The organism is Microbacterium marinum, assembly GCF_014204835.1.
Classification (GTDB): domain Bacteria; phylum Actinomycetota; class Actinomycetes; order Actinomycetales; family Microbacteriaceae; genus Microbacterium; species Microbacterium marinum.
Genome location: NZ_JACHMD010000001.1, coordinates 2,330,226 through 2,354,620 on the forward strand (window position 1 = coordinate 2,330,226; position 24,395 = coordinate 2,354,620).

Consider the following 24,395-nt stretch of genomic DNA (forward strand, 5'->3'; position numbering starts at 1 on the left):
GTGTTCCTCACGCGGCCACGCGCGCGAGAACGACCGAGGGGCCGGAGCACGAAGCTCCGACCCCTCGGTGATGCGGGTGTTCGATCAGCGACCGGACAGCTTCTCGCGGAGAGCGGCAAGCGCCTCGTCGTCGGCGAGGGTACCGGCGCCGCCGGAGACCTCGGACGAGAAGGACGACGAACCGGTCTCGACCGGAGCGGCAGCCTCGGCCTCGAGAGCCTTGGCGACGGCGGCCTTGTGAGCCTCCCAGCGACCCTGAGCAGCGGCGTACTCGGCCTCCCAGGCGAGGCGGGCCTCGTCGAAGCCTTCCTTCCACTGGTTGGTCTCGGGGTCGAAGCCCTCGGGGTACTTGTACTCGCCGTTCTCGTCGTACTCGGTGACCATGCCGTACAGCGCCGGGTCGAACTCGGTGCCGTTGGGGTCGACAGACTCGTTGGCCTGCTTGAGCGAGAGCGAGATGCGACGACGCTCGAGGTCGATGTCGATGATCTTGATGAAGACCTCTTCGCCGACGGAGACGACCTGCTCTGCGAGCTCGACGTGCTTGCCGGAGAGCTCGGAGATGTGGACGAGGCCCTCGATGCCGTCTGCGACGCGGACGAACGCACCGAACGGGACGAGCTTCGTGACCTTACCCGGAGCGACCTGACCGATCGCGTGGGTACGGGCGAAGACCTGCCACGGGTCCTCCTGCGTCGCCTTGAGCGACAGCGAGACGCGCTCGCGGTCGAGGTCGACCTCGAGGATCTCGACGGTGACCTCCTGGCCCACCTCGACGACCTCGGAGGCGTGCTCGATGTGCTTCCAGGACAGCTCGGAGACGTGGACGAGACCGTCGACGCCACCCAGGTCGACGAACGCACCGAAGTTGACGATCGACGAGACCGTGCCCTTGCGGACCTGGCCCTTGTGGAGGTTGTTCAGGAAGTTCGAGCGCGACTCCGACTGGGTCTGCTCGAGCAGCGCACGACGCGAGAGCACGACGTTGTTGCGGTTCTTGTCGAGTTCGAGGATCTTGGCCTCGAGCTCCTGGCCGAGGTACGGCGTGAGGTCGCGGACGCGGCGCAGCTCGATGAGCGACGCGGGCAGGAAGCCGCGGAGACCGATGTCGACGATCAGACCACCCTTGACGACCTCGATCACGGAACCGGTGACAACACCGTCGTTCTCCTTGATCTTCTCGACGTCGCCCCATGCACGCTCGTACTGCGCGCGCTTCTTGGACAGGATCAGGCGGCCTTCCTTGTCCTCCTTCTGGAGAACGAGGGCCTCGACCTGGTCGCCGACGCCCACGACCTCGTTGGGGTCGACGTCGTGCTTGATCGAGAGCTCGCGCGAGGGGATGACACCCTCGGTCTTGTAGCCGACGTCGAGGAGGACCTCGTCGCGGTCGATCTTCACGACGGTGCCTTCGATGAGGTCTCCGTCGTTGAAGAACTTCAGGGTCTTCTCGACCGCGGCCAGGAAGTCCTCAGCAGATCCGATGTCGTTGATGGCGACCTGCTTGGTGGCCGGGGCGGTCGTTGCGTTAGTCATGTAGGGGGTTGTCCTTGGATGGTGTTGTCGTCGGGCCTCGGGTCAGTCCGCACGAGGACGTGCGGAAGCCGGTCGAGGCGTGGTGGATGATGTTGCGATGTCGGACAGGCGCGGCTGAAGAGCCACGTGCGTGACGCTCCAGGGTATCAGACGGCCTCGACGTAGTACCAGCGCCCGGAGTGCCGCTGGAACCGGCTGTGCTCCGAGAGGGTGCCGGACTCGCCGGTGCGTCGGTCGCGCCACCGCGCACGGAACGACACACGACCCTCGTCCCCCGCGGCGGAGCTCGCCTCCACCGTGAGCCCGAGCCAGTCCGTGTCGGTGTCGACCCCGACGTCATCGGGGCGCGTCCGCGGCGACCACGTGTCGCGCAGATGCCGGACATCGCCGAGCGCGAAGGCGGTGTACCGCGAGCGCATCAGCGCCTCGGGATCGCGTGCGTCCGCGCCGGCGAGGACCGGTCCGCAGCACGATCCGAACTCCGCGCCGCCGCAGGGGCAGGGCGCCTGAGCGTTCAACCGTCGACCTCGGGGAACGGATGCCGCAGCTCCGAAGGACATCTCCTCCCCCGATTCTCGTTGTTGGCATCCGAGCCTACGTCCTGTGGAGAACCCACCGGCGTTGCGAGTCGCCTGGCTACGGTGGTCGCATGCGAGCACCTGCGCCCACGATCACGACGATCCTCGTCGCATGCCTCGCCGCCTTCTCGCTCTCCGCGTGCGCTCCGCCCGCACCTGAGCCCAGTCCCACCGCCACAGGATTCGCGTCGGAAGAGGAGGCCTTCGCCGCCGCCGAGGAGACCTATCGCGCCTACGTCGACGCTCTGAATGACGTCGATCTCGCCGATCCGCAGACGTTCGAGCCCTTGTTCGCCCTGACGACTGGCGAACTCAACGATCTCGATCGCCGCACGTTCTCCGAAATGCACGCCGCAGGACAGTCTGTCAGCGGAGAAACCCGAATCCTCGCTATCAATGGGTTGCGAAGCGACGGCAATGAAGTCGACATCGAGAGCTGTATCGACGTCTCGAATGTGGACGTGCGCGATGCGAACGGGACGTCCCTGGTGAGCGCAGACCGTCCAGACCGACAACTCGAGACGATCTCTCTCGTGCGTAACGAGGCCGGAGACGTTCGCCTGCAACGCATCGACACTAGTGATGTGGCCGCGACATGCGAGGGATAGCCGTATCCCTGGCGGTACTAACCTTGCTCAACGCAGCGCCGACGTCTGCGGCCGCTGATGACCGCGGATGCGGAAGCTCAAACCGTTGGTTGGCGGGAACGAGCTGTGCTGCCACTAACAGCGGGTCGTCGGTGGCGATCGGAGCTACTCGCGAGGAGGTCCAGCAGCGCAATGCTCCCGCTCCGGACCGGGTTGACGACTGGACGCCCGCCCCTGGCCCGACAGAGGAGCCGGAGCGCATCTACCCGGGAGGGCTGACCGCCGACGAGTGGTTCGGGCGGTGCCCGTACGACAGTCTCTGCCGCGGAGTCATCCCGCCCGAAGGGGAAGCCGAGCCGGCCGACCCCGAGGCACCCGACGTCACGACCGCGACGATCCAGGACGTCGCGGTCTACGCGCCCGACCCGCCGAACCTCACCGGCGAACCCGGCGGGATGGGCGTCGTGGGCATGCCGACGAACTTCGTCGTCGACGCCGCGCCCCACACGGTCGACGGCGAGATCTTCGACATCCCGGTGACCGTGCGATTCACGCCCGTGTCGTACCTCTTCCACTACGGGGACTCGACGACTCGCGAGACGACCACCCCCGGCACCGACTGGGCCGATCTCGGCGCCCCGCAGTTCACCGCCACGCCCACCAGCCACAGTTACACCGCGGTCGGCACCTACGACGCGCACGTCGACATCCGATACGCCGCTGAGGGCGACGCCGGCTTCGGCTGGTTCCCCATCGCCGGCATCCTCGACGTGTCGACCGACGCCGTTCCCATCCGCATCGTCGACGTCGAGACCGCGCTCGTCGAGCAGACCTGCGCAGAAGACCCGGACGGCCCGGGCTGCTGAGTGCCAGGATGGTCCGGTGACCGACCGCCTCATGCTGCTCGACACCGCCAGCCTCTACTTCCGCGCCTTCCACGGCGTCCCCGACACCGTCAAGGCTCCCGACGGCCGCCCCGTCAACGCGGTCCGCGGTCTCCTCGACATGATCGGCAAACTCGTCACCACCTACGAGCCGACGCACCTCATCGCCTGCTGGGACGACGACTGGCGACCGCAGTGGCGCGTCGACCTCATCCCGAGCTACAAAGCCCACCGCGTCGCCCAGGTCGTCGACACCGGCGCCGACGTCGAAGAGATCCCCGACCCGCTCGAAACCCAGATCCCCGTGATCCGGGAGGCACTCGGCGTCCTCGGCATCCCGATCGTGGGCATCGCCGAACACGAAGCCGACGACGTCATCGGCACCCTCGCCACCCAGAGCGACATCCCCGTCGACGTCGTGACCGGCGACCGCGATCTCTTCCAACTCGTCGACGACGCCCGCGGAGTCCGAGTCATCTACACCGGCCGCGGCATGAGCAACCTCGAAGAGCTCACCGACAGCCTCATCACCCAGAAGTACGGCATCCTCCCGGCCCAGTACGCCGACTTCGCCGTCATGCGCGGCGACGCCTCCGACGGTCTGCCCGGCGTCGCCGGCGTCGGAGAGAAGACCGCCGCCACCCTGCTCGCCGCACACGGCGACCTGTCCGGCATCCGCGCCGCCGCCGAGGCGGGCGAGGGTATGAGCGCCGGCGTCCGCGCCAAGATCCTCGCCGCCGCCGACTACCTCGCCGTCGCACCCACCGTGGTCGAGGTGGTCCGAACCCTCGATCTCGCACCGGTCGACGCCCGCCTCCGCGAACCGGATGCCGCCTCGGTCACCGCCCTCGCCGACGCGTGGGGCCTGGGCGCATCGGCACAGCGCGCCGCCGACGCGGTCGCCGCGCGGGCCTGAGCGCCTCACCGGTCAGCGTCCGCGCGACCAGTCCCGCAGCCGGTCGAGGGACCACGTCGTCACGACCCGGTCCGGATCCACGCCGAGACGCTCGGCACGGGCCGCCCCGTGATCGAGGAGCGACAGCTGCCCAGAGGCGTGCGCGTCCGAGTCGATAGCGAACAGACACCCGATCTCCACGGCGAGCGACAGCAGCTCGTCGGGGGGATCCTCCCGTTCGGGCCGCGAGTTGATCTCCACCGCCACCCCGTTCGAGGCGCAGGCCTCGAAGACGGCCCGCGCGTCGAACGTCGAGGGCGGACGGGTTCCGCGCGACCCGCTCACCAGCCGGCCCGTCACATGCCCGAGCACGTCGACGCGGGGATTCGACGCCGCCGCGACCAGGCGCCGCGTCATCGGCCCCGCGTCCATGCGGAGCTTGGAATGCGCAGAAGCGACGACGATGTCGAGCTCATCGAGCAGCGCGTCCTCCTGATCGAGCGCGCCGCCGTCCAGGATGTCGACCTCGATCCCGCTGAGCAGGGTGAAACCGCCGCCGGAGAACGCCGGGAGCTCTGTCAGCTGCTGGCGCAGCCGCTCGGCGGAGAGGCCGTTCGCCACTCGCAGGCGAGGCGAATGATCGGTCAGCGCCAGATAATCGTGACCGAGCGCTCGCGCCGCATCGGCCATCAGGTCGATCGAGGTGAGCCCGTCCGACCAGTCCGAGTGCGCGTGCAGGTCGCCTTTGAGGAGGGTCCGCAACGTCGAGGTCGTCTCCGGCTCCACCGATGCCCGGAGGTCCAGGAGGTACTGCGGCACAACGCCCGAAAGGGCCTCGGTGATGACCGCGAAGGTCGAATCACCGATGCCCTTCCGTGAGCGCAACCGCCCCGTGTCGGCGAGCTCGGCTGCGCTGAGACCTGCGACCGTCTCGGCCGCCGCGCGGAACGCTTTCGACTTGTACCGCGACGCCCGGTTCCGTTCAAGGAGCTCGGCGATCTCGGTGAGCGCGTCGACGGGTCTCATGCGTTGTATCAGACCACAGTCGCCCGTCGAACGACCACGGGTGCCGACGCGAGCCGGTTGAGGCCCGTGCCGACGAGGATCGACAGGACCCCGATGCCCATGGCGAAGGCAGCGACGCCGAACGACACGACCGAGGTGAACAGCGAGGCACGGAGGAACGACGCGTTCATCATGACGGCGCGCACCGGGTCGTCCTGCTCGAGCTCCGCGTACGTCTTGCCCCCGGACGCTTCGAGCGCGTGAAGCTGGATGATGTCCGCCTGAACGTAAGCGGTCAGCGGGCCGGCGACGGTCTGCCCCTGGAAGGCCATCGCGTCGTCGGGAACGGTGATGTTCTCCGCGCGGAGCTGCGACGAGACGACCGACCACACGATGATCCCGGCGATGATGAGCACGATGCCGCCGAGGATCCCGAGCGTGCCGATGATCTTGACCAGTCCCACCTTCTTCTGCGGCGCTTCGATGGTGTCTGCGGTGGCAACGGTGTCGGACATGAGCGGCATCCTTTCGTGAGCCTTCTTATGACCTCACGATATTGCGGGCGGATGCCGCAGCACACGGCTCTGCGCCGGGTTTAATCGCCTGTTCGGTCGGCATTCCCCGTCGCACGCGATGCGTCCACCCACGCGCCCAGTTTCGCCGCCGCCGCACCCGTGTCGACGGCCGCTGCCGCCTCACCGAATGCCTCGTGCAACCGGTCGAGGAACGGGCGCTGCAGCTCGGCGGCATCCTGGAAGAGGCGGTACGACACGATGCCGGCGGCGGCGTTCAGCAGGACGATGTCGCGCACGGGGCCGCCCTCCCCTTCCAGCACCCGGCGGACCACGGCCGCGTTGTGCGCGGCGTCACCGCCGAGCAGGTCGGCGATCTCGGCGCGCGGGATGCCGATGTCGCGCGGATCCACGTCGTGCTCGCGCACGTCGCCGCGGCTGACCTCCCACACCCGGCTGTGGCCGGTGGTGGTGAGCTCATCCATTCCGTCGTCCCCTCGGAAGACGAGCGCCGTGGCGCCGCGGGTGCGGAAGACGCCCGTGATCAGCGGGACCCGGTCGAGCTGCGCGACACCGACGGCGTTCGCCTCGGCTCGCGCCGGGTTGCACAGCGGCCCCAGGAAGTTGAAGACCGTGGGGATGCCGAGCTCGGCGCGCGTGGGCCCGGCGTGCCGGAACCCAGGGTGGAACGCGGAGGCGAACGCGAACGTGATGCCGACCTCGTCGAGGACGGCGGCGACACGCTCGGGGGTCTGCGTCAGGTCGATGCCGAGCGCGGCGAGGACATCGGAGGACCCCGACTTCGAGCTGGAGGCCTTGTTGCCGTGCTTCACGACGGGGATCCCGGCGGCGGCGACGACGACGGAGGCCGTCGTCGAGACGTTCACGGTCCCATAACGATCGCCGCCCGTTCCAACGATGTCGAGCACCTCAGCGCGGACGGGCAGCGGCACGGCAGCTTCGAGGATCGCGTCACGGAAACCGACGATCTCGTCGACCGTCTCGCCCTTCGCCCGGAGCGCGATCAGGAAGGCCGACAGCTGGGAGGGCGTCGCCGATCCGCTCATCACCTGGCGCATCGCCCAGGTCGACTCCGACACGCTGAGGTCCGACTTCGCAAGAAGGGAGGTGAGGATCTCGGGCCAGGAGTACATGTCCGCCATGACCCCCGATCCTACTCAGGACACTGCCAGCGGACTCGCGGCGGCAGCAGAGCAGATCCTCACACCCCCGAAAGACGGAACCACCTTCAGGGATGCGAAACCTCTGCCACGAAATCGGCCATAATGGGGAATGTGACGACCACTCCTGCGACCTACAACCAGGCACTGCGTTCGGTGAAACGACCGGACCCGGTTGCCGTCGGCACCATCGTGTGGCTCGGCAGCGAGGTGATGTTCTTCGCTGGGCTGTTCGCGATCTACTTCACGATCCGCAACATCTCCCCCGGCCTGTGGGAGGACCGCACCGAGCTGCTGAACATCCCGTTCGCCGCGGTCAACACCCTGATCCTGGTGCTCTCGTCCTTCACCACGCAGGCCGGCGTGTTCGCCGCCGAGCGGTTCCAGCCCTACCGCAAGGGATCGGTCTGGAACTTCCGCCAGTGGGGCATGGTCGAGTGGTTCTTCCTCACCTTCGTGATGGGCGCGGTCTTCGTCTCGGGCCAGGTCTGGGAATACGCCACCTTGGTCGCCGAGGGGATGCCGATCAGCGCAGACCCCTACGCCTCGGCGTTCTACCTCACCACCGGCTTCCACGCGATGCACGTGGCGGGTGGCCTCATCGCCTTCCTGCTGGTGATCGGTCGTGCGTTCGCCGTCAAGAACTTCGGTCGCAAGGAGATGACCTCCGCCATCGTCGTGTCGTACTACTGGCACTTCGTCGACGTGGTCTGGATCATCCTGTTCGCGGTCATCTACTTCATCCGGTAATACAGAGCGGAGCTGAGTTCCTTCATGGCATCCAAGACCCCGCGTCGGCAGACGGGCCGCCGCAGCAAGTGGGCTGCCGCCGCCCTCATCGGCGTCGGTCTCCTGCTGACCGGCGGCATTTACGCGGGAGCGTCCGCCGCGATGGCTTCCACCGAGTCGACGGACACGGCATCGACGCTGACCGTGGAGGACGGCAAGAAGCTCTTCCAGGCGAACTGCGCGACCTGCCACGGCCTCAACATGGAGGGCACCGCCGACGGGCCGTCGCTCTACGGCGTCGGTGAGCTGTCGGTCGAGTTCCAGATGGCCACCGGCCGCATGCCGCTGCAGGCTCAGGGCCCCCAGGCGCCGCAGAAGACTCCGCAGTTCACGCAGGAGCAGATCGAGGCCGTCGCGTCGTGGGTCCAGTCGGTCTCCCCCGGCCCGACCTACCCCGACGAGGAGCTTCTCGACGGCAAGGGCGATCTCACCGAGGGCGCCGAGCTGTTCCGCATCAACTGCGCCATGTGCCACAACGTGGCCGCAGCCGGTGGTGCACTCACCGAGGGCAAGTACGCGCCGGCGCTGACCAAGACCAGCCCGCTGCACATCTACGCCGCCATGGTGACGGGCCCGCAGAACATGCCGGTCTTCAACGACATGACGCTGACGCCCGAAGAGAAGCGCAACATCATCTCGTCGCTTCAGTACCTCCAGGAGAGCGAGTCCGTGGGCGGGTTCAGCCTCGGCTCCCTCGGTCCTGTCTCCGAAGGCCTGTTCATCTGGATCTTCGGTATCGGGACGCTGCTGGGCGTGTGCGTGTGGATCACCGCGAAGTCCAACTGATCCCCCACTGACGTAAAGAATTCGATTTCGAGGAGCACAATGTCACACGAGGAAGAGCCGCTCGAGCTCCAGAGGGCGACCACCAAGCCCTCGTCCGGGCTCGCGGTCGCGGTGACCGACCCCGTGCAGAACCCGGGTCTCCCGCCGCACCGCGAGCGGATGACCGACAAGGACCCGGCGGCGATGACGCGGGCGGTCCGCACCGTCTACACGCTGTTCTACATCTCTCTCGCCGCAAGCCTGTGGGCCGTCGCCGCCTACATGCTGTTCCCGATCGAGAGCGGCGAGTTCGGCGACATCCGCAGCAACAACCTCTTCATCGGTCTGGGCATCGGTTTCGCGCTGCTCGCTCTGGGTATCGGTGCGATCCACTGGTCCAAGGCGATCATGTCGGACAAGGAGCACATCGAGGCCCGCCACACCACCCGCGGCAAGGAGTCGACCCGCGAGGGTGCGATCAACGTCTTCCGCGAGGCGAACGAGGAGTCCGGCTTCGGCCGCCGCACCGCCATCCGCGGCTCGCTGATCGCTGCGCTGGTCGCCTCGATCATCCCCGGCGTCACCCTCTTCCGCGGTCTCGCACCGCACAGCTCCGAGGAGAAGCCGCTCGCCGGCGACCCGGTCGCCCTCCTGAAGCACACGATGTGGAAGAAGGGCGAGCGCCTCGCGCACGACCCCTCCGGTCTGCCCATCCGCGCCGCCGACGTCGCGCTCGGCTCCGCCGTGCACGTCATCCCGGAGTCCCTCAAGGACGTCGACCACCTGGATGGATACCTCGAGGAGAAGGCCAAGGCCATCGTCCTCCTCATGCGGCTGCTCCCCGAGCAGCTGCCCGCCGAGTACAACAAGCTCGAGTGGTCCTACGACGGCATCGTCGCCTACTCCAAGGTCTGCACGCACGTCGGCTGCCCGGTGGCGCTGTACGAGCAGCAGACCCACCACCTCCTCTGCCCCTGCCACCAGTCGCAGTTCGACGTGTCGCGCGGCGCCGAAGTGATCTTCGGCCCGGCCGCCCGACCGCTCCCCCAGCTGCCGATCGAAGTGGACGCTGAGGGCTACCTCGTCGCCAAGAGCGACTTCGAAGAGCCCGTCGGGCCGAGCTTCTGGGAGCGTCATTGAGCACCGCGACTGAGACCGCGTCGGCATCCGCTCCGAAGGCGGCCGACAAGCCCCTCGGCGGTCGTTTCATCGGCGCCACCGCCAACTACCTCGACGAGCGGACCAGCCTATCCGGCCTGGTGAAGGAGCTCGGACGGAAGATCTTCCCCGACCACTGGTCGTTCATGCTCGGCGAGATCGCTCTGTGGAGCTTCGTCGTCGTCTTCCTCTCGGGCACCTTCCTGACGTTCTTCTTCGAGGCGTCGATGGCACCCACGCACTACAACGGGGCTTACCACCCGCTGCGCGGGATCGAGATGTCTGCGGCGCTCGAGTCGACGCTGCACATCTCGTTCGACCTGCGCGGCGGCCTGCTGGTCCGCCAGATCCACCACTGGGCAGCCCTGCTGTTCGTCGCCTCGATCGGTGTGCACATGCTGCGCATCTTCTTCACCGGCGCGTTCCGCAAGCCCCGCGAGCTCAACTGGGTGGTCGGCTTCATCCTCTTCATCCTCGCGATGGCTGAGGGCTTCACCGGCTACTCGCTCCCCGACGACCTGCTCTCGGGCAACGGTCTGCGCATCATCGACGGCATGATCAAGGGCATCCCGCTGATCGGCACCTGGACCTCGTACCTCCTCTTCGGCGGCGAGTTCCCGGGCATGGCGATCGTCGGCCGCCTCTACACGCTGCATATCCTCCTGCTGCCGCTGATCCTCATCGGCCTGCTGGTCGTGCACCTCATGCTGATGATCATCAACAAGCACACGCAGTTCGCCGGCCCCGGCCGCACGAACGACAACGTCGTCGGCTACCCGATGGTTCCCGTGTACATGTCGAAGATGGGCGGCTTCCTGTTCATCACGTTCGGCGTGATTGTCCTGATCGCCTCGCTGTTCACGATCAACCCGATCTGGAACTACGGCCCGTACGACCCCTCGCCCGTCTCCGCCGGAACCCAGCCCGACTGGTACATCGGCTTCGCGGACGGCGCGCTGCGTCTGGCACCGTCGAACCTCGACATCGTCCTGTTCGACCGCACCTGGTCGTTCGGCATCCTGCTGCCGATCGCCGTCCTCGGTCTGTTCATCGTCCTCGTCGCGGTCTACCCGTTCATCGAGGCGTGGATCACCGGCGACAAGCGCGAGCACCACATCGCGCAGCGCCCCCGCCACGCACCGACGCGCACGGCCATCGGCGTCGCGGGCGTCATCTTCTACGCGGTCCTGTGGGCAGCGGCATCCTCCGACATCATTGCGACGCACTTCTCGCTCACGATGGAGGGCGTCATCCACACGCTGCAGGCGCTCCTGATCGTCGGACCGGTCATCGGGTACTTCGTCGCCAAGCGCATCGCGCTCGCGCTGCAGAAGAAGGACCGCGAGATCGCCCTCCACGGCTACGAGTCGGGCCGCATCGTCCGGCTCCCCGGTGGCGAGTACATCGAGGTCCACCAGCCCGTGGACGCGTATGAGCGCGTGAAGCTCATCGACTTCGAGATCAACGAGCCTCTGGTGGTCCGCCCCAACGACAAGGGTCGGATCCCGTGGCACCAGAACATGCGCGCTTCGCTGTCGCGCTGGTTCTTCGAAGACCGCCTCTCCCCCGTCACACAGTCCGAGATCGCCGCGGCCGAGGCTCACCAGCACCACGAGCTCGACCACATCGCGACCGAGGAAGCAGCGGAGATCCAGGGCGCTCACGAGCGCGCCAGCGTCCCCGACGCTCCGCTGCACCCGATCGAGGACGGCCACAACCCGGAGACGGCCAACCGTCCGTCGAACATCATCGTCCCCGATGAGGGCGATGCCGGGAAGAAGCCGAAGAAGTCCGCCGAGACAAAGGACCGTTCCGAGAAGGACGACTGACGTCGCTTGGCAGGAAAGCGGCGAGGACTGACCGTCAGGTCGATCCTCGCCGCTTTGTCGTTGCCGTAGCGTCGATCCCATGACCCACCCAGACCCCCTGTCCTACTTCGAGCACAAGCTCCGCCACGAGACCGACCCGAGCGATGTGTACGCCGCGCAGCGCGCCGGCGAGGATGTCGTCCTCGTCGACGTGCGCAGCGAGGAGGCGTGGAACCAGGGGCACGCACGCGGCGCCCTGCACATCCCCTACCGCGAGATCGCCGCACGAGCGGGCGCGGAGATCCCCCGCGACGCGAACGTCGTCGTCTACTGCTGGAGCCCCGGCTGCAACGCCGGAGCGAAGGGCGCGGTGGAGTTCGCCCGCCTCGGCTACGCCGTCCGGGAGATGATCGGCGGGTACGAGTACTGGGCGCGCGAGGGCTACCCGGTCGAGGGAGCAGAGGGTCCCCTCCCCCGCACATTCGACCCGCTCGTCATGGTCGTGCGCCCGTCCGCGTCCACCTGACGCGGCACAGTCGCCTCACGCCGTCGCGAGACCGGCCTCGAGCACCTCTGGATACCGATGCGCCGCAGCGCCCGCCAGGACGGGAACGGCGGTCTCGTACGGGGCGCCAGACTCGACGTCGCACACGATCGCGGTGATGTTGTCGCGTGACGACGCCTCGAGCGCGACATCGACGAGCTGTCGCGCCGCCTTCGTCACGTCCTCTGCCGACGAGAGGATGCTGAGGATCTCCGCCTCTGGCACGTAGTCCGTCAGACCGTCACTGCACAGCAGCCATCGGTCGCCCAGGGCCGCCGCCCGCGACTCCACGCGGACGACGTCTCCATCGGCTCCGCTGAGGGACGCGGTGATGATGTTCCGCCGCGGGTGCGACCAGGCGGCGTCCGACGTGATGAGGCCCCGGTCGACGAGTGCCTGGACGAACGAGTCGTCGCGCGTCTCGCGCGTGAGCTCCCCGTCGCGGAGGAGATATGCGCGGGAGTCGCCGGTGTGAGCGAGAAGCAGACCGGCGTCCTCCACCAACCAGATTCCGGTGAGCGTGCTCGCCATCCCCGCGAGGTCGGGATCCCGGCGGATGAAGGCGCCCAGATCCCAATTCGCCATCCGCAGACGGACGATGAGGTCCTCCGCGTCTCGCACAGAGAGGCTCGAGGCGATCAATCGGTGGATCAGCGCCGCCGACGCAAGGTCGCCGGACGGGCCGCCACCGACACCGTCGGCGACCGCCGCAGCGAGCTGCGACGTGAAAGCGGCATCCTGATTGACATCGCGAAACGCGCCGACGTCTGAAGCGACGCCGGCGCGTATGCGCAGAGTCGAGGTGCTCAGCGTGCGAAGTACCCGCGGTAGTACTCGTACACCCAGCCGACGATCGCGACGGCGAAGACGCCGATGCCGATCGGGACCATCCACTCGCCGACGGCGAGTCCGATGAAGGCGAGTGCCGCCGAGCCGGCGAGCACGAGCGGCCACCACGACCACGGCGAGAATTCGCCCATCTCGGGGTCACCGTCGTCGATGTCGGCCGTCAGCGAGTCCTCGGGCAGCTCTCCACCCTGGGCGCGCTCGACACGCGACGTGTAGAACGCGATCATCGCGGCCATCATCGTGACGAACACGAGGGCGACGGATCCGACCCACTCGATCGCGTTGTACCAGACGAGCGAGGGGTGAGCGAGGATGCTCCAGACCGTGTAGACCACGGCCACGAGGCCGAAGAAGGCCGCGAGGATCCACCACAGGTTGACGTTGGTCTTCATTACTTGACCTCACCGTTCGCCAGGTCCATCACGGGTGCGTCGGGCGCGTCCTTCGCCGGGCCGACGCCGACCGGGATCCCGGCCTCAGGGTGGTTCAGATCGAATGCCGGACGCTCACTGCGGATGCGCGGGATCGAGGTGAAGTTGTGCCGCGGCGGCGGGCAGCTGGTGGCCCACTCGAGCGAACCGCCGTACCCCCAGGGGTCGTTGACGGTGACCTTCGGCGCCGTACGCGCCGTGATCCACACGTTCAGCAGGAACGGCACCATGGATGCCGCCAGGATCATCGATCCGATCGTCGAGACCTGGTTCTGCCACGTCCAGCCGTCCGCGGCCGAGTAGTCGGCGTAGCGGCGGACCATGCCGTCCGCGCCCAGCCAGTGCTGGATGAGGAAGGTCATGTGGAAGCCGATGAACAGCAGCCAGAAGTGGACGAGGCCGAGGCGCTCGTTCAGCATCTTGCCGGTCCACTTCGGCCACCAGAAGTAGAAGCCCGCGAACATCGCGAACACGACGGTGCCGAAGACGACGTAGTGGAAGTGGGCGACGACGAAGTACGAGTCGGAGACGGCGAAGTCGAGCGGCGGCGACGAGAGGATGACACCGGTCAGACCACCGAAGACGAACGACACCAGGAAGCCCAGCGAGAACACCATCGGCGTCTCGAAGGTGATCGAGCCTCGCCACATCGTGCCGATCCAGTTGAAGATCTTCACACCCGTCGGGACGGCGATGAGCATCGTCATGAGGGCGAAGAAGGGCAGCAGGACCGCGCCGGTGACGTACATGTGGTGCGCCCACACCGACACCGACAGCGCCGCGATGGCGATGGTCGCGTAGACGAGGGTCTTGTAGCCGAAGATCGGCTTGCGGCTGAAGACCGGGAAGATCTCCGACACGATGCCGAAGAACGGCAGCGCGATGATGTAGACCTCGGGGTGGCCGAAGAACCAGAAGAGGTGCTGCCACAGCAGCGCACCGCCGTTGGCCGGGTCGTAGATGTGCGCGCCGAGGATGCGGTCGGCGGCGGCGGCCAGGATGGCCGCGGCCAGCACGGGGAACGCCATCAGGATCAGGATGCTGGTGACGAGGGTGTTCCAGCTGAAGATCGGCATGCGCCACATCGTCATGCCGGGGGCGCGCATCGTCATGATCGTCGTGATGAAGTTCACGGCGCCGAGGATCGTGCCGAAACCGCTCATGCCGAGGCCGAGCATCCAGAGATCGCCACCCGCACCCGGCGAGAACGTCTCATTGGCGAGCGGCTGGTAGGCGAACCAACCGAACGCCGCGGCACCCTGCGGGGTGAGGAAGCCGGCGACCGCGATCAGCGAGCCGAAGGTGAACAGCCAGAAGGCGAACGCGTTCAGACGGGGGAACGCCACGTCGGGGGCGCCGATCTGCAGCGGCAGCAGGGCGTTGGCGAAGCCGGCGAACAGCGGCGTCGCGAACATCAGCAGCATGATCGTGCCGTGCATCGTGAAGAGCTGGTTGTACTGCTCCTTGGTCGGCACGACCTGCATGCCGGGCTCGAACAGCTCCGCACGGATGATCAGCGCCATGACGCCGCCGAGCATGAAGAACATGACGGAGGCGATCAGGTACATGTACCCGATCGTCTTGTGGTCGGTGGAGGTGATCCACTTGACGATGATGTTGCCCTTGTGCTCCACGCGGCTGCTGCTGAGCAGCGCCGCCTGGCGCGGCGGGAGCGGCTGTCCGGAGGGGACGTTGGTGGCCATCAGTTCTCTGCTCCCTCGGCTTCGCCCGAACCGTCGGTTCCGGGCAGGTTCTGCTGACGGTCGTAGACGTCGTCGATGTCACCGGTCTGGCCGGCGGCCTCGAGCTCGGCGAGGTAGTCCTGATACTCGTCCTGCGAGACGACCTTCACGTTGAAGAGCATCATCGAGTGGTACTGGCCGCAGAGCTCGGCGCACTTGCCGGCGAACTCGCCCTCCTTGGTGGGGATGAACGACCAGTAGTTGTCGCGCTCCGGGATCATGTCCTTCTTGTAGAGGAAGTCGATGATCCAGAAGGAGTGGATGACGTCGCGGGACTCGAGCTTCAGGGTGACCTTCTGGTTCACCGGGAGGACGAGCTCGGGGACCTCGTTGATGACATTGCCCTCGGCGTCCGTCTGCGCCTGGACGCCCATGGTCCAGACCGCGTCCGACGGGTCTTCGCAGTCGTTGCCGGTGTACTGGAAGTCCCACGCCCACTGCTTGCCGATGGCCGTGATGCAGACGTCGGGGTCCTCGTACTGCGTCTCGAGGATGGCCTGGTCCCGTGCAGTGAACGCGAAGAAGCCGAGCACCAGGATGACCGGCGCGATCGTGAAGAACATCTCGATCGGCATGTTGTAGCGCAGCTGCACCGGCAGGCCGGACTGGCCCTTGCGCCGGCGGTAGGCGATCGCGGCGAAGCCCATCAGCGCCCAGGTGATCACACCCACCGCCAGCACGACGATCCACGACGTGGTCCACAGACCGGCGATCATCGAGGTCTGGTTGGTCGCCTGACCACCTTCCTCGTCGAAGCCGGGGAGGAAGCCGTTCGCAGTGGTAGGGCTACACGCCGCCAGGGTGATCGCAGTGGCGATCCCCAGCGGAACGATGGCCCAACGGAGTCGGCGTTTGACGCGCACGGTGCACCTTTCGGGGACATGAAGGTCAGACTCATGCCAGTCTAGGGCAACCTCTCAAGCGATTCCGGCCAACCGCTCAGGTAGGCACGGCCGAAAGTGAGGGGCCCGGATGGATCAGTGGAAGCTGTCGCCGCAGGCGCAGCTGCCGGCGGCGTTGGGGTTGTCGATCGTGAAGCCCTGCTCGGAGATCGTGTCCTTGAAATCGATCTTCGCGCCGTCCAGGTACGGCACGGACATGTCGTCGACGATCACCTCGACGCCGTCGAAGTCGACTGTCTGGTCGCCATCGAGGTAGCGCTCGTCGAAGTAGAGCTGGTAGATGAGACCCGAACAGCCACCCGGCTGCACGGCGACGCGAAGACGCAGGTCGTCGCGGTTCTCCTGCTGCAGGAGGCTCTTCACCTTCGCGGCCGCGGCGTCGCTCAGGGCGACACCGTGCGCGGGCGTGGTCTCGGTGGTCGGCGTGGCGATGTCGGTCATGACTCTCCCCGGGTTCGGGCCACCAGTGCTCTTCAGGAGCGGGAGTGGCGTGCTCTGTCGATTCTACGCCGCGTCGCCGTCAGAGGACGGTCGCGTCGAGGCTTTCCAGGAGCAAAGCCTCGGAGACGAGTGCGTTGCGGAACGTATCGATGTGAAGCGACTCGTTGGGGCTGTGGGCACGCGCGTGCGGGTCCTCCACACCCGTGACCAGGATCTGCGCGGCGGGGAACTCGCGCACCAGGTCGGCGATGAAGGGGATCGAGCCACCCACACCGATGTCGACGGGATCGACGCCGTAGCCGGAGGCGAGTGCGGTGCGCGCCTGCGCCACCGCCCACCCCGTCGTGTCGACGAGGAACGGGTCGCCGAAGTCGACGTCACGGAAGGTGAGCTTCGCGCCGAACGGCGCGTGCTCGCGCAGGTGCGCCTCGATCGCCTCGAACGCCTCGCGTGCCTCCTGCCCCGGTGCGATCCGGCTGCTGATCACGACGGTCGTCTTCGGGGAGAGCGTGTTGGAGGCGTTGCGCACGCTCGGAGCATCGATGCCCGTCACCGTGATCGAGGGCTTGTTCCAGATGCGGCTGAGGATGGAATCCCGGCCGATCGGCGACACCTCCGCCGGGAGCCCCGCCTCATCGCGGAGGGTCTCCTCGGTGTAGGCGGGGGTTTCGGCGTCGCGATGCCGGAGCCCCGCCACCGCCACCGCGCCCTCCTCATCCCACAGGGAGTTCAGGAGGCGAACCGTCGCGAGCATCGCGTCGGGCACGGCGCCGCCGAACATGCCCGAGTGCGACGCGTGGTCGAGGGTCTCGATGTCGAGGGTGAACCGGACGTTGCCGCGCAGCGACACCGTCAGGGCAGGCGTCGTGGCATCCCAGTTGCCGGAATCGGCGACGACGATGACGTCGGCACGGAGGGCGTCGGCGTTGTCACTCAAGAACTGGGCGAAGGACGCGGAACCAGCCTCCTCCTCACCCTCGAAGAAGATGTTGACGCCGAGGTCGAAGTCCGATCCCAGCACCTCGGTGATCGCGCGCAGCGCGCCGACGTGCGCCATGATGCCCGCCTTGTCGTCGGCGGCACCCCGCCCGTAGATGCGACCGTCGCGGACCGTCGGCTCGAACGGCGGGGTCTCCCACAGCTCCTCGTCGCCCACCGGCTGCACGTCGTGGTGGGCGTACAGGAGGATCGTGGGGCGCCCGTTGCGGGCTGCGCGCGAAGCGAGCACGGCCGGCATGCCCTCTTCCCCCGTCTCGGCCACCGTCGCCGTCTTGATCTCGACGCGATCGAACAGGTCCAGACCGTCGAGCAGACCCTTCACGGCCTCAGCGCTGCGCTCGACCTCGCCACGGTCGAAACCGGGGAAGGCGATGGAGGGGATGCGCACGAGCGCGCCCAGGTCGGCGATGGCGGCGGGGACGGCGGCGAGACCGGCCTCGCGCACCGCCTCGGATCGGGGGGTGTCTGAGGTCATGCGGGTAATCTTATGGCGCACGCTTTCCCGACGATCCCGAGGACCCTCCCCCGTGGCCAAGACTCCGCCTCCCGCCGACACCGCACCCGACGCCCCGAGCGGCCCCGGGAAGAACCGCCCGACGCCCTCGCGCTCGGAACAGGAGGCCGCCCGGAAGCGACCCCTCGTCGCCAATACCAAGGAGGCCCGCGCACGCGCGAAGGCCGAGCTCGCCGCGCAGCGTGAGAAGGCACGCGTCGGCATGGCCAACGGTGAAGAGCGGTACCTCACTCCGCGCGATCGCGGGCCGCAGCGGCGCTTCGCGCGCGACTACACGGATGCCGGGTGGCACGCGGGCGAGCTGGTCATGCCGCTGCTGGTGCTCGTCATCCTGGTGGCACTGGTGCCGAACAACACGGTCGTCTTCTACGCCTACGTGGGCCTGTGGGCGTACATCCTGTTCGTCGTGGCCGACATGATCATCCTGAGCCGGAAGGTGAAGTCGCTCGCGAAGGACAAGTGGGGCGACCGGCGCGAGAAGGGCCTCGGCTGGTACGCCGCGATGCGTTCGGTGCAGATGCGTTTCATGCGCCTCCCCAAGCCGCAGGTGACCCGCGGACAGTACCCGTCCTGAACGGTTCATGACGAAGGGCCCGCACCTGATTGGTGCGGGCCCTTCGTCGTGCGGGGTCTACTTCACCATCTTCTTGTGGCTGTACTCGACCGTGATCGTCTTCGCGAAGAAATAGGAGTACTCGCCCGTCGCGGCGACGACGCCGAGCTTCGTCCCCGACTTCGGTACGGTGTACCAACCAGGCGACGTGTTGCCCTTCTTCATCGCCGTGACCTTTGCGGTCGGATCGGACACGGATCCGTACCCCCACACAGCCTGGCCGGATACTCCGGAAGCATTGAGGGTCATCTTCACCTTTACGGCGCCGAAAGCCTTCGCGCTCCGCACCGAGGCCGGAATGGTCGTCGACCCTTCCGCGATGAGCGACACCGCATCATCGCCGTAGTAGCCGTCGAAACCGATGCAGCCGAAGGTCACCTCGTCATACTGGCAATATCCCTGGCCGTACTCGTCCAACGGGGTGTAGGTCTTCAGGATCGATGAAGCCTTGTAGGTCTTCTTCGTTTTCGTCGACACAAGCTTGCCTTTCTTGACGGCGATCGTGGTGGACGCGGACTTCGTGGCGCCCTCCGGGCCCTTCAGGGCGACCTTCACCGTGTACGTGCCCGGAACGACCTTGCCGCCGACTTTGCCGTCCCACGTGGTGGACCAGGACTTGGTCGACGACAGCTTCCAGGTGCGCACCGTCTTGCTGCCTCGCACGATCTTCACCGTGCCGGTCGCGCCGATCGTCTTGCCGGTCGACGAGCTCGCCGAAACGGCGATCTTGGTGGCATCCAGGTAACCGTCCTTCGCGGGGTAGACCGTCCGCTGCGATGCGGAGACCTTCGTCGCGGTGACCGCGACGTTCCGGACGGTCAGCTTCGCGGACCCCTTCGAGGTGAGTCCCTGAGCGGTCGCGGTGAACGTGACCGTGCCCGCTCCCAGCGGGAGCGACGTGGCGGCGATCGTCACCTTCGCGTCGGCTCCGGCCGCCGAAGACACCTTCGAGGTGACCGTCTTCGATCCGACCTTCGCTGCCACGGAGCCGGTGAACGGCACGCGCTCGCCCGTTTCGTCACGTGCGTAGACGGTGGCGACGCTCGAACGAGCAGTCGCCTTCTTGTAGGTGTAGATGACACTGCGGCTGAGCGCGATGTTGGCGAACTGGGGCTGACCCGACCCGATCATCACCTTCGTCGACGTTGTCTCCCCGCCCTCCGGCGTGGCACGGAGCGCGAAGCCGCCCGGACGGACGACACCGTCGAGCGTCAGCGGAACCGTCGCCGTGAGCGCACCCTCGGTCAGGATGACCGGGTCGAGGACGCTGACGACGCTCTCATCGGCCGGGTCGACGAGCGACAGCGCGACCGTGGTCGGAGCGTCGGCCTCGACGGTGAACGACGTGGTGTCCCTGACACCGTCGCCGTTCGGCAGCGTCAAGATCCCCGGCTTGTTGACAACGACGTTCGCCGGCGTCGGTGTCGGCTCCGAATCATCGGCGACAGCAGCGGGCGCGCCCGTCAGAGAGATCGCGGCGATCGTCAGAAAGACGAAGGGCGCGACGAATGACTTCTTCATTGAGTTTTCCCATCCCCCAGTGGTGATGAGAGAACTCTAATGGCAACGGCGGAGCCGATGATGCCGCCTCGGCTCAGCGGCGCGGCGAACGGATCCGAGCGAGGTCACGATTGATGCGTCGGCCCCAGAACGGCCCCTCGTAGACGAAGGCGCTGTAGCCCTGCACGAGGTCCGCACCGGCGTCGATTCGTTCGACGACGTCGGATGCCGATTCCACACCACCCGCGGCGATGACGCAGAAACTCGCGGGCACGACGGCCCGCACGCGCCGCAGGACCTCGAGCGATCGCGCACGAAGCGGCGCACCGGACAGTCCCCCGGCGCCGAGGGCGGCAACGGCAGCGGCATCCGTCGTCAATCCGTCGCGAGAGATCGTCGTGTTCGTCGCGACGAGCCCCGCGAGTCCGACGTCGACGGCGAGCCGCGCGATCGCGTCGATCTCATCGTCGGAAAGGTCCGGCGCGATCTTCACGAGCAGCGGCGTGTCGCCCGCGGCGCGGTGCACCTCTTCCAGGAGCGGGCGAAGGGTCTCCGCAGCCTGGAGCCCCCGCAGGCCCGGCGTGTTCGGGGAGGAGACATTGACGACGAGGTAGTCGGCGACGGGGGCGACCAGGCGCGTGCTCGCCACATAGTCCGCCGTGGCGTCCGCGACGTCGACGATCCGCGACTTGCCGATGTTGACACCGAGGACCGGCCGCCGCCGGCGGTCGCGCATGCGCCGCAGTCGCTCCGCTGCCGCCGCGGCGCCGAGGTTGTTGAACCCCATGCGGTTGATCAGGGCCCGGTCGGCGACCAGACGGAACAAGCGAGGCTTCGGATTGCCGTCCTGCGCGATCGCCGTCACCGTGCCGACCTCGATGTGACCGAAGCCCAGGGCATGCAGGCCCAGCGCCCCCACGGCGTTCTTGTCGAACCCGGCCGCAATCCCGAAAGGCGACTCGAAGACCAGGCCAAGGGCCTCGGTCCGCAGCTCCGGCGCGGGGCGGGTGAATCGTCGCACGACGGCCGCGATCGGGCACACGCCGGCAGCGCGGATCACCGCCATGGCCAGATGGTGAGCGGTCTCGGGGTCGAAACGGCGGAGGACGAGATCGAAGAGGAGGCGATACATCGCCTCTCAGCCTAGAGCCGCAGCGGCCGTCCTCCAGGACGACTCATCACGCCTCGGTCGTGCCGCGATCGCCCACGTGGTCTGCCCGCAGCTGCGCGATCGCCGCATCGAAGTCCTCCAGCGTCTCGAATGCCTGGTAGACGCTTGCGAAACGGAGGAAGGCGATCTCGTCGAGCTCGCGGAGGGGGCCGAGGATCGCCAGGCCGATCTCGTTCGCGTCGATCTGGGAAACACCCGTCTGGCGCACCGACTCTTCGACGGCCTGGGCGAGGACGGCGAGGTCTGCCTCCGTCACGGGGCGCCCCTGGCACGCTTTCCGCACACCGGACATGACCTTCTCGCGGCTGAACGGCTCGATGACGCCGGAGCGCTTGATGACGTTCAGGCTCGCGGTCTCGACGGTCGTGAACCGGCCGCCGCACTTCGGGCACTGGCGACGGCGGCGGATGCTGAGGCCGTCATCGCTCGTACGGGAGTCGATCACACGGGAGTCGGAATGGCGACAGAACGGGCAGTGCATGGCAGACCAGATTACGCGTCGAAACGAGCGGTGACCGCTTCGCCGTGCGCGGGGAGCACCTCGGCAGACGACAGCGTGACGATCTCGTCGCGCACCGCGGCGAGGGCGTCGCGATCGTAGGTGATGACCTGCTGCGGACGAAGGAACGTGGACGCGGACAGTCCGGCCGCGTACCGTGCCTGGCCGCCCGTCGGCAGCACGTGGTTGCTCCCGGCGAGGTAGTCGCCGAGGCTCACGGGAGTCCACGGGCCCACAAAGACCGCACCGGCGTTGACGAAGTCATCCGGACGTGGGTCGGACACGTGCAGCTCGAGGTGTTCGGGAGCGTAGGCGTTGCTGAACGCCGTCGCCGTCTCGATGTCATCGACCAGGACGATCGCGGACTGCGGACCGGCCAGCGAGATCGCCACGCGATCGGCGTGCAGAGTGGCGCGCGCACGCACCTCGACTGCGGCACCGACGGCGCGGGCGAGCTGCTCGGATGCCGTGACGAGCACCGCCGCCGCCTGCTCGTCATGTTCCGCCTGGCTCACGAGATCCGCGGCGACGAGATCGGCGTCGGCGGACTCATCGGCGACGACGAGGATCTCGGTCGCCCCCGCTTCGGAGTCCGTTCCCACCATTCCCGCCACGACACGCTTGGCCAGGGCGACGAAGTTGTTGCCGGGACCGGAAATGACGTCCACCGGAGCGAGAGCGAGCTCCCCCACGCCGTGGGCGTACGCGCCGATCGCACCCGCCCCGCCCATCGCGTAGACCTCCGTCACGCCGAGCAGCTTCGCGGCGGCCAGGATCACCGGGTGGACACGTCCGCCGTGATCACGTTGCGGAGGAGAGGAGAGGGCGACCTCGGCGACGCCGGCGACCTGCGCCGGGACCACGTTCATGACGACGCTGGAGGGGTAGACGGCCTTTCCGCCCGGGACGTACACGCCGACGCGGCGGACCGGCCGCCAGCGCTGCTCGATGCGAGCGCCCGGCGCGACCTCGGTCACGATCGGGGCCGGGACCTGCGCAGCGGACGCGTGGCGCACCCGATCGATGGCCTTCTCGAGAGCGGCACGCACGCCGGCGTCGAGCGACGCTAGTGCCTCATCGAGGTGTGCCGCGGGAACCCGGATCTCGTGCCCGTCGACGCCGTCGAAGCGGGACGCCTGCTCACGCAGCGCGTCGGCGCCGCGAGCGGCGACGTCGGCGACGATCGCCGCCGCCGTCGCGAGTGCCTCATCACGTGCGGCGGCGGCACGTGGAACCGCAGCGAGCAGGTCGTCAGGTTCAACGGCGCGGCCGCGCAGATCGATCGTCCGGAGCATCCCTCCAGGTTACCGGCGGCTCAGCCGCGCGTGACGCCGGAGACGTCGGTGAGGTAGCCGATGCGACCGTCCTCGTGGCGCACGACGAAGCTGTCACCGCGATCCTCGATCACCAGCGCCCAGGCGGTCGGGCCGATGCGGAACAGCGGGATGCCGTTCTCGTCGACCACGTCGCGCTCGGCAGGTACGAGCGCCCAGAAGGCCTGGTGAGCGGGAGCGGCGATCGGAGCGGGCTCGTCGTCGTCGATGGGGTCGCCGAACGGGGCGGGCTCCGGGTCGACCGACGGCGCCGCCATCGTGTACCGCGCGTCCGAGACGGGTCGGGCGACGACCGGCCGTGCACGACGGGCGACACGGTGCGAGGTCGTCTCTGCCCGGTGCAGGAAGTCTTCGTGGAACGGCGGGATGAAGGGGGCCACCACGGTCAGCGCCACGGCGGCGAGGAAGAGGATCGCCTCGACCCAGACCACCCAGCTGCTGAGCCAGAAGCCGCTCGCGATGCCACGGGCGATGTTGCCCCACAGCCAGCCCACCCAGATGACGGCGCCGACAGAGAACGCGACCGAGGCGAACTGATCGATACCGAGCGACCCGACCCGGCGAATCCCGTCGGGCGAGAAACGGCGGAGCACGAGCAGGAACACCGCGACGGTGGGCGCTCCGATGGCGAGCACCCAGTCGATGCCCGCCGTCCAGACGGTGGGCCCGCCGAAGAAGCGGCTGAAGTCGTCCGCGACGTAGAGCGGGAAGAAGGAGAAGAGGAAGGCGAGCGCCCACACTCCGAGGAGTGACACCTCGCGGAGGGAGAACGGCCCGACCCCGTACTGCGGGGGCACGGCGTCCGCGCCCTCGTGGACGGTCGATTCGGCAGTCGACGGGAGCGGGTCCGCGTCGGCCGGCTCAGCAGCGCGGTAGGAGTCCGAGCCATCGGCATCCGACGCCGCCGCGACATCATCCGTGCCGTACACGGCGGTGGGCTCGTCCTCGCCGTAAACGACGGAGGTGTCGTCCTGACCGTAGACGGCGGTGGGCTCGTCTGCCGGCAGCGGCTCGAACGCCGCGGTCGGCTCGTCGCGCACAACCGTGTCACTGACGTCGTCCGCCGTGAACGCGGCATCCTCCGGGGTCTCGGGGTTCGTCTTCTCGTCGGTCACGATGCTCCTTCCGAATGGCGCCGGTGCACGCCGCCTGCGATCC

25 protein-coding genes are annotated in these 24,395 nt (G+C 67.7%); 9 read left to right on the forward strand and 16 right to left on the reverse strand.

Annotation, left to right across the window (positions count from 1 at the left end; genetic code table 11):
• Nucleotides 1-84: 84 nt before the first annotated feature.
• Together rpsA and BKA24_RS11490 are read right to left on the reverse strand one after the other, a co-directional pair.
• A complete protein-coding gene (gene rpsA, locus BKA24_RS11485; RefSeq protein ID WP_184218186.1) occupies nt 85-1,536 on the reverse strand; it encodes a 30S ribosomal protein S1 in 1,452 nt (483 codons plus the stop codon).
• A 146-nt stretch (nt 1,537-1,682) separates the two neighbouring features.
• Nucleotides 1,683-2,096, reverse strand: a complete 414-nt coding sequence (locus tag BKA24_RS11490; RefSeq protein WP_184218189.1) for a YchJ family protein — start codon at nt 2,094-2,096, stop codon at nt 1,683-1,685.
• Between the two features lie 89 nt (nt 2,097-2,185).
• Between BKA24_RS11490 and BKA24_RS11495 the strand changes: the two genes are divergently transcribed.
• The 3 genes from BKA24_RS11495 to BKA24_RS11505 all read left to right on the forward strand — a co-directional run bounded on the left by BKA24_RS11495 (nt 2,186) and on the right by BKA24_RS11505 (nt 4,501).
• Nucleotides 2,186-2,722 (forward strand): hypothetical protein, encoded by a 537-nt coding sequence (locus tag BKA24_RS11495; protein WP_184218192.1) that lies wholly within the window; start codon nt 2,186-2,188, stop codon nt 2,720-2,722.
• Nucleotides 2,723-2,853: 131 nt separating this feature from the next.
• Complete coding sequence (locus BKA24_RS11500) at nt 2,854-3,567, forward strand: hypothetical protein (protein ID WP_343066105.1); 714 nt, start codon at nt 2,854-2,856, stop codon at nt 3,565-3,567.
• A gap of 16 nt (nt 3,568-3,583) precedes the next feature.
• Nucleotides 3,584-4,501: a 5'-3' exonuclease H3TH domain-containing protein gene (locus tag BKA24_RS11505; RefSeq protein WP_184218198.1), complete on the forward strand. Its 918-nt coding sequence runs from the start codon at nt 3,584-3,586 to the stop codon at nt 4,499-4,501.
• Between the two features lie 12 nt (nt 4,502-4,513).
• Here BKA24_RS11505 and BKA24_RS11510 read toward each other — a convergent pair whose 3' ends face one another.
• The 3 genes from BKA24_RS11510 to trpD form a co-directional block, all read right to left on the reverse strand.
• Nucleotides 4,514-5,506 carry a PHP domain-containing protein gene (locus tag BKA24_RS11510; protein ID WP_184218201.1) on the reverse strand — a complete coding sequence of 331 codons (993 nt, stop codon included), beginning with the start codon at nt 5,504-5,506 and terminating at the stop codon, nt 4,514-4,516.
• 8 nt (nt 5,507-5,514) lie between these two features.
• Nucleotides 5,515-6,000 (reverse strand): aromatic ring-opening dioxygenase LigA, encoded by a 486-nt coding sequence (locus tag BKA24_RS11515; protein ID WP_184218204.1) that lies wholly within the window; start codon nt 5,998-6,000, stop codon nt 5,515-5,517.
• A gap of 80 nt (nt 6,001-6,080) precedes the next feature.
• On the reverse strand, nt 6,081-7,160 hold the full coding sequence (gene trpD / locus BKA24_RS11520) for an anthranilate phosphoribosyltransferase (RefSeq protein ID WP_184218207.1): 1,080 nt from the start codon (nt 7,158-7,160) through the stop codon (nt 6,081-6,083).
• Nucleotides 7,161-7,283: 123 nt separating this feature from the next.
• Between trpD and ctaE the strand changes: the two genes are divergently transcribed.
• The 5 genes from ctaE (at nt 7,284) to BKA24_RS11545 (ending at nt 12,224) form a co-directional block, all read left to right on the forward strand.
• Nucleotides 7,284-7,928 carry an aa3-type cytochrome oxidase subunit III gene (gene ctaE / locus BKA24_RS11525; RefSeq protein WP_184218210.1) on the forward strand — a complete coding sequence of 215 codons (645 nt, stop codon included), beginning with the start codon at nt 7,284-7,286 and terminating at the stop codon, nt 7,926-7,928.
• Between the two features lie 24 nt (nt 7,929-7,952).
• Nucleotides 7,953-8,753 (forward strand): cytochrome bc1 complex diheme cytochrome c subunit, encoded by an 801-nt coding sequence (gene qcrC / locus BKA24_RS11530; protein ID WP_184218213.1) that lies wholly within the window; start codon nt 7,953-7,955, stop codon nt 8,751-8,753.
• A gap of 39 nt (nt 8,754-8,792) precedes the next feature.
• Complete coding sequence (qcrA, locus tag BKA24_RS11535) at nt 8,793-9,872, forward strand: cytochrome bc1 complex Rieske iron-sulfur subunit (RefSeq protein ID WP_184218216.1); 1,080 nt, start codon at nt 8,793-8,795, stop codon at nt 9,870-9,872.
• The gene (gene qcrB / locus BKA24_RS11540; protein WP_184218219.1) at nt 9,869-11,719 is read left to right on the forward strand and encodes a cytochrome bc1 complex cytochrome b subunit; all 1,851 of its coding nucleotides are present in this window, start codon (nt 9,869-9,871) and stop codon (nt 11,717-11,719) included. The genes qcrA and qcrB overlap by 4 nt, the downstream gene beginning before the upstream one ends.
• 79 nt (nt 11,720-11,798) lie before the next feature.
• Nucleotides 11,799-12,224, forward strand: coding sequence for a rhodanese-like domain-containing protein (locus BKA24_RS11545; protein WP_184218222.1), 426 nt, complete (start codon nt 11,799-11,801; stop codon nt 12,222-12,224).
• Between the two features lie 15 nt (nt 12,225-12,239).
• Here the strand turns inward: BKA24_RS11545 and BKA24_RS11550 are convergent, their stop codons facing one another.
• The 6 genes from BKA24_RS11550 to BKA24_RS11575 all read right to left on the reverse strand — a co-directional run bounded on the left by BKA24_RS11550 (nt 12,240) and on the right by BKA24_RS11575 (nt 18,081).
• Nucleotides 12,240-13,136, reverse strand: coding sequence for a PP2C family protein-serine/threonine phosphatase (locus BKA24_RS11550; RefSeq protein ID WP_343066106.1), 897 nt, complete (start codon nt 13,134-13,136; stop codon nt 12,240-12,242).
• Nucleotides 13,049-13,483, reverse strand: coding sequence for a cytochrome c oxidase subunit 4 (locus BKA24_RS11555; RefSeq protein WP_184218225.1), 435 nt, complete (start codon nt 13,481-13,483; stop codon nt 13,049-13,051). Before BKA24_RS11555 ends, BKA24_RS11550 begins: the two co-directional genes overlap by 88 nt.
• Nucleotides 13,483-15,225, reverse strand: a complete 1,743-nt coding sequence (gene ctaD / locus BKA24_RS11560) for an aa3-type cytochrome oxidase subunit I (RefSeq protein WP_184218228.1) — start codon at nt 15,223-15,225, stop codon at nt 13,483-13,485. Before ctaD ends, BKA24_RS11555 begins: the two co-directional genes overlap by 1 nt.
• On the reverse strand, nt 15,225-16,127 hold the full coding sequence (gene ctaC, locus BKA24_RS11565) for an aa3-type cytochrome oxidase subunit II (protein WP_184218231.1): 903 nt from the start codon (nt 16,125-16,127) through the stop codon (nt 15,225-15,227). The genes ctaD and ctaC overlap by 1 nt, the downstream gene beginning before the upstream one ends.
• A 114-nt stretch (nt 16,128-16,241) precedes the next feature.
• Entirely contained in the window at nt 16,242-16,607 is a 366-nt protein-coding gene (gene erpA, locus BKA24_RS11570) for an iron-sulfur cluster insertion protein ErpA (protein ID WP_184218235.1), read from the reverse strand.
• A 79-nt stretch (nt 16,608-16,686) separates the two neighbouring features.
• Nucleotides 16,687-18,081: a dipeptidase gene (locus BKA24_RS11575; RefSeq protein WP_184218238.1), complete on the reverse strand. Its 1,395-nt coding sequence runs from the start codon at nt 18,079-18,081 to the stop codon at nt 16,687-16,689.
• 52 nt (nt 18,082-18,133) lie between these two features.
• Here BKA24_RS11575 and BKA24_RS11580 point away from each other — a divergent pair, with 52 nt between their 5' ends.
• The gene (locus BKA24_RS11580; protein ID WP_184218240.1) at nt 18,134-18,694 is read left to right on the forward strand and encodes a DUF3043 domain-containing protein; all 561 of its coding nucleotides are present in this window, start codon (nt 18,134-18,136) and stop codon (nt 18,692-18,694) included.
• Nucleotides 18,695-18,751: 57 nt separating this feature from the next.
• On the opposite strand, the gene BKA24_RS11585 is transcribed toward BKA24_RS11580, so the two are convergent.
• From BKA24_RS11585 to BKA24_RS11605, 5 genes are all read right to left on the reverse strand, one after another.
• Complete coding sequence (locus BKA24_RS11585; protein ID WP_184218243.1) at nt 18,752-20,254, reverse strand: hypothetical protein; 1,503 nt, start codon at nt 20,252-20,254, stop codon at nt 18,752-18,754.
• Nucleotides 20,255-20,327: 73 nt separating this feature from the next.
• Nucleotides 20,328-21,365, reverse strand: coding sequence for a quinone-dependent dihydroorotate dehydrogenase (locus BKA24_RS11590; protein WP_184218246.1), 1,038 nt, complete (start codon nt 21,363-21,365; stop codon nt 20,328-20,330).
• A gap of 46 nt (nt 21,366-21,411) precedes the next feature.
• Complete coding sequence (gene nrdR, locus BKA24_RS11595; protein ID WP_184218249.1) at nt 21,412-21,885, reverse strand: transcriptional regulator NrdR; 474 nt, start codon at nt 21,883-21,885, stop codon at nt 21,412-21,414.
• Between the two features lie 11 nt (nt 21,886-21,896).
• The gene (gene hisD / locus BKA24_RS11600) at nt 21,897-23,198 is read right to left on the reverse strand and encodes a histidinol dehydrogenase (protein WP_184218253.1); all 1,302 of its coding nucleotides are present in this window, start codon (nt 23,196-23,198) and stop codon (nt 21,897-21,899) included.
• Nucleotides 23,199-23,218: 20 nt separating this feature from the next.
• Complete coding sequence (locus BKA24_RS11605; RefSeq protein WP_184218256.1) at nt 23,219-24,352, reverse strand: hypothetical protein; 1,134 nt, start codon at nt 24,350-24,352, stop codon at nt 23,219-23,221.
• Nucleotides 24,353-24,395: the final 43 nt, after the last annotated feature.

Excerpts from the sequence above, each read along its gene's own strand:
- nrdR (WP_184218249.1), bottom strand. The coding sequence starts at position 21,885 with ATGCACTGCCCGTTCTGTCGCCATTCCGACTCCCGTGTGATCGACTCC.
- BKA24_RS11510 (WP_184218201.1), bottom strand. The coding sequence starts at position 5,506 with ATGAGACCCGTCGACGCGCTCACCGAGATCGCCGAGCTCCTTGAACGG.
- BKA24_RS11490 (WP_184218189.1), bottom strand. The coding sequence starts at position 2,096 with ATGTCCTTCGGAGCTGCGGCATCCGTTCCCCGAGGTCGACGGTTGAAC.
- ctaE (WP_184218210.1), top strand. The coding sequence starts at position 7,284 with ATGGGGAATGTGACGACCACTCCTGCGACCTACAACCAGGCACTGCGT.
- rpsA (WP_184218186.1), bottom strand. The coding sequence starts at position 1,536 with ATGACTAACGCAACGACCGCCCCGGCCACCAAGCAGGTCGCCATCAAC.
- qcrC (WP_184218213.1), top strand. The coding sequence starts at position 7,953 with ATGGCATCCAAGACCCCGCGTCGGCAGACGGGCCGCCGCAGCAAGTGG.
- erpA (WP_184218235.1), bottom strand. The coding sequence starts at position 16,607 with ATGACCGACATCGCCACGCCGACCACCGAGACCACGCCCGCGCACGGT.
- BKA24_RS11515 (WP_184218204.1), bottom strand. The coding sequence starts at position 6,000 with ATGTCCGACACCGTTGCCACCGCAGACACCATCGAAGCGCCGCAGAAG.
- qcrA (WP_184218216.1), top strand. The coding sequence starts at position 8,793 with ATGTCACACGAGGAAGAGCCGCTCGAGCTCCAGAGGGCGACCACCAAG.
- BKA24_RS11575 (WP_184218238.1), bottom strand. The coding sequence starts at position 18,081 with ATGACCTCAGACACCCCCCGATCCGAGGCGGTGCGCGAGGCCGGTCTC.
- BKA24_RS11555 (WP_184218225.1), bottom strand. The coding sequence starts at position 13,483 with ATGAAGACCAACGTCAACCTGTGGTGGATCCTCGCGGCCTTCTTCGGC.
- BKA24_RS11590 (WP_184218246.1), bottom strand. The coding sequence starts at position 21,365 with ATGTATCGCCTCCTCTTCGATCTCGTCCTCCGCCGTTTCGACCCCGAG.
- hisD (WP_184218253.1), bottom strand. The coding sequence starts at position 23,198 with ATGCTCCGGACGATCGATCTGCGCGGCCGCGCCGTTGAACCTGACGAC.
- trpD (WP_184218207.1), bottom strand. The coding sequence starts at position 7,160 with ATGGCGGACATGTACTCCTGGCCCGAGATCCTCACCTCCCTTCTTGCG.
- ctaD (WP_184218228.1), bottom strand. The coding sequence starts at position 15,225 with ATGGCCACCAACGTCCCCTCCGGACAGCCGCTCCCGCCGCGCCAGGCG.
- BKA24_RS11495 (WP_184218192.1), top strand. The coding sequence starts at position 2,186 with ATGCGAGCACCTGCGCCCACGATCACGACGATCCTCGTCGCATGCCTC.
- BKA24_RS11585 (WP_184218243.1), bottom strand. The coding sequence starts at position 20,254 with ATGAAGAAGTCATTCGTCGCGCCCTTCGTCTTTCTGACGATCGCCGCG.
- BKA24_RS11545 (WP_184218222.1), top strand. The coding sequence starts at position 11,799 with ATGACCCACCCAGACCCCCTGTCCTACTTCGAGCACAAGCTCCGCCAC.